4 protein-coding genes are annotated in these 3,529 nt (G+C 62.0%); all 4 read right to left on the bottom strand.

The features are described from left to right. Nucleotides 1-125: 125 nt before the first annotated feature. Complete coding sequence (locus BG35_RS12200; protein WP_236619827.1) at nt 126-575, bottom strand: DUF262 domain-containing protein; 450 nt, start codon at nt 573-575, stop codon at nt 126-128. A gap of 120 nt (nt 576-695) precedes the next feature. After that, nucleotides 696-1,949, bottom strand: a complete 1,254-nt coding sequence (trpB, locus tag BG35_RS0107825) for a tryptophan synthase subunit beta (RefSeq protein ID WP_025782386.1) — start codon at nt 1,947-1,949, stop codon at nt 696-698. A gap of 27 nt (nt 1,950-1,976) precedes the next feature. Then, complete coding sequence (gcvT, locus tag BG35_RS0107820; protein ID WP_025782385.1) at nt 1,977-3,083, bottom strand: glycine cleavage system aminomethyltransferase GcvT; 1,107 nt, start codon at nt 3,081-3,083, stop codon at nt 1,977-1,979. A gap of 67 nt (nt 3,084-3,150) precedes the next feature. Continuing rightward, a partial coding sequence (locus BG35_RS0107815; protein ID WP_025782384.1) for an NAD(P)H-binding protein occupies nt 3,151-3,529 on the bottom strand: 379 nt, incomplete at its 5' end.

Here is a 3,529-nt window from a genome sequence, read left to right as displayed (position 1 = left end):
CCTATATTTTCTTATAGACTCAAATATACCTACTATCTTACTTTTAGCGTCAATCTTCTTGTCTTCATCAAGATCTTTGCGGTTTCGAATATATTTACTTACCTCTCTATGTGATTCTCTCTGCTTCAAAACAATATTTGGATTGAGTATTGTCCTTGTGTTTCTTGACTTTGTATTCTTCTTGTATGTTTGCGAGATGTAATTTTAATCCATGAATCTTCATGCTTGTCATAAGCTTTTGAATCCAACATTTCTTCAAGATCGAAAGAATAATAGTTTTTCTTATCAGCATTTAAGAAAATACGAACCATTGAGGTGATTCTCTGTTGACCATCTAAAATGTAGTATTTCTCATCCGAGTCACTTCTTTCAGATGTCTGATTCTGACTAATTTCCGCATCAACGCGATTATCAGCAAGTGACAGAGCTGGACCTTTGGCCAATAAGAGCAGGGATCCAATTGGGTATGAACGTGACATTGAGTCCACAAGTAACCTAATGTCTCGTCCTTCCCAAATGAATTCGCGTTGAAACCGCGGAATGGTGAGGGTTCCACCCCTTGCGCGGTCGAGCAACTCGTTGAGGCTGTAGCTTGTGGTCTGCAAGTGGCTGACCTCGCTGATCTGAGTGGAACTCTACCTTTAGCACACCCCGGGCCACCCCCACAATCCACGCCGCCCCTGTCTTCTGCCTCCTCACCCCATCTTCTGCCCCAACCGCTCCGCCACGCTGTTCACGTCTTTATCGCCCCGCCCAGAGCAGTTGATCACCACTTCCGTTCCTGACGGGAGGGTGGGGCAGAGGGTTTCCAGCCAGGCCAGGGCGTGGGCTGTTTCCAGGGCGGGGATGATGCCCTCAAGCCGGCAGAGCCGCTGCAACGCCGCCAGGGCCTCATCATCGGAAACCGCCACGTACTCGGCCCGGCCAATCTCTTGCAGGTAGCTGTGCTCCGGCCCCACCCCCGGATAGTCCAGGCCGGCGCTGATGGAATGGGCTTCCAACACCTGCCCTTCCCCGTCCTGCAGCAGCAGACTCATGGCCCCGTGGAGCACGCCAAGGCGGCCTGCGGTGAGGGTGGCGGCATGGCGACCGGTGGCCACCCCCTCACCGGCGGCTTCCACGCCGATGAGCCGCACCCGTTGATCCTCCACAAAGGGATGGAACAATCCCATGGCGTTGGAGCCGCCCCCCACACAGGCCATGAGCACGTCGGGATGGCGGCCAAAGGCCTCCTGGCACTGACCCTTGGCTTCCTCCCCGATGACCCGGTGAAAATCCCGCACCAACCGGGGATAGGGGTGGGGGCCGGCCACGGAACCCAGGATGTAATGGCTGGATTCCACGTTCGTGACCCAGTCGCGGATGGCTTCGCTGGTGGCTTCCTTGAGGGTGGCGGTGCCCGCCGTGACGGGGCGCACCTCAGCTCCCAACAGACCCATGCGGAACACGTTCAATGCCTGACGGCGCATATCCTCGGCCCCCATGTAGATCACGCACTCCAGGCCAAAACGGGCGCAGACCGTGGCGGTGGCCACCCCGTGTTGACCGGCGCCGGTCTCCGCCAGGATCCGTGTCTTGCCCATGCGACGGGCCAGGAGCACCTGACCCAGGGCATTGTTGATCTTGTGGGCGCCGGTGTGGTTGAGATCTTCCCGCTTGAGCCACAAACGGGGACCACCGTCGGGGCGTTGGTAGTGCTCCGTGAGTCGGGTGGCCTCGTAGAGAGGGGTGGGCCGACCCACGTAGGTGCGCAGCAGATGGTTCAGTTCCTCGGTGAAGGCCGGATCCCGCCAGGCCTGGGCAGCGGCCTGGTCCAGTTCCTGCAGGGCGGGAATCAGAGTTTCCGGCACGTACTGCCCCCCGAAACGTCCGAAGCGCCCCCGACTGTTGGGGCGTGTGGCGGGAGACAGGGCGTCTCCGCTGATAAGACCGGGCTGGGGCAGCGTCAAGGGGGTAGATCATGCAATGGAACCAGGCTAGCCGCGGCGATAGAAGGGGCGGCGCGCCACCCGGGCGGCCACCTGCTGACCCCGCACCTGCGCCAACAGGTCCGTGCCGGGTCTGGCCATGGCGGTGGGCACGTAACCCAGGGCAATGGCATGGCCCAGGCTGGGGGACCAGCTTCCACTGGTGACCACCCCGATGATGTTCCCTGCGGTGTCCAGAATGGAATGGCCGTGGCGAGCGATGGCGCGCCCCTGGAGGGTGAGGCCCACCAACCGCCGTGGCGCGCCTGTGCGGGTCTGGGCTTCCAGAGCTTCGCGACCGATGAAGGGATGGGGCATTTCCAGATGGACCAGCCATCCCAGGGAAGCCTCCAGGGGGGTGTGGCTGGCGTCCATGTCCTGGCCGTAGAGATGGAGGGCAGCCTCAAGACGCAGGGTGTCCCGGGCCGCCAGGCCACAGGGCTGCGCCCCGTGCTCCAGCAGTTCCCGCCACAACTGTTGCCCCCCTTCACGGGACAACAGCATCTCCACCCCGTCCTCGCCGGTGTAGCCGGTGCGGGCCAGAAACACCTGCTCATCCCCCCAGGCCAGTTGGCGATGGCCAAAACGGGGCACCCCCTGCAGGTCCCAGCCCCGCAAACGCTCCAGCAGGGGCACGGCCTGGGGACCCTGCAGGGCCAGCAGCACCCCGTCCCCCTTGCGGTCGGAGATGGTGCAACCCCTGGGCGGAAGATGGCGCTCCAGCCAGGCGGTGTCCGCGGCGCAGCGGGCGGCATTCACCACCACCACCACCTCATGCTCACCTGCCACCAGGCCACGGTCATAGACAATCAGGTCGTCAAGGATGCCCCCCTGTTCATTGAGCAGGACCGTGTACTGGGCTTCTCCCGGTCCGATGCGCCCCAGATCCGACGGCGCCAGCCCCTGGAGGGCATCCTTCACCGCCGGTCCCCGCAGGGTGAGCACCCCCATATGGGAGATGTCGAACACCCCGACGGCATTGCGCACAGCCCGGTGTTCCACCACCACCCCCGCAAACTGCAAGGGCATGATCCAGCCGGCAAAGGGATTAAAGCGCGCTCCAGCCGCCTGGGCAGCCTCATGGAGGGGGGTGGTTTGACCAGTGCTGTGATCCATGGGATCCGGAGAAATCGCTGGGGATGGCCCCAGTCTGCCGCGGTGGGGGCGTGCCCCCTTGCCAGGGTCACGCCGTCTGACGGGGTTTGCTGGTGATCTCCAGCACTTGGCGGATGGCGCCGGGGCTGTCCAGGCACTCCAGACAATAGCGGGCCACCAAGCGGCGAGGAATGACCCCTTGCTGCTGGGTATTGGCGCCACTCACCACCAACTCCTGCTGTTCCAGATCAGCTTCCCCTTCCTTCAGACCCCCCGGTCGCACAACGGTCCAATCCAGACCGCTTTGCTCCAGAGCTTCTTCTCCCCAGCGCTTACACACCAGGATCAGGCCGAACAGATTGAGACTGTGCCGGAACCGGCCACTGCACAGGGAGCTCACCAGCACCACCCGCCCAACGCCGGCCTGCTGACAGGCCTGCACCTGCCGTTGCACACCCTGGGCATCT

Source organism: Candidatus Synechococcus spongiarum SH4 (assembly GCF_000586015.1).
Taxonomy (GTDB): Bacteria; Cyanobacteriota; Cyanobacteriia; order PCC-6307; family Cyanobiaceae; genus Synechococcus_B; species Synechococcus_B spongiarum_F.
Note: the sequence above shows the minus strand (reverse complement) of the source record. Positions and strands in the feature narration are given on the sequence as shown.

Bases quoted from the DNA above. Each gene is read 5' to 3' on its own strand.
- gcvT (WP_025782385.1), bottom strand. From the start codon at position 3,083: ATGGATCACAGCACTGGTCAAACCACCCCCCTCCATGAGGCTGCCCAG.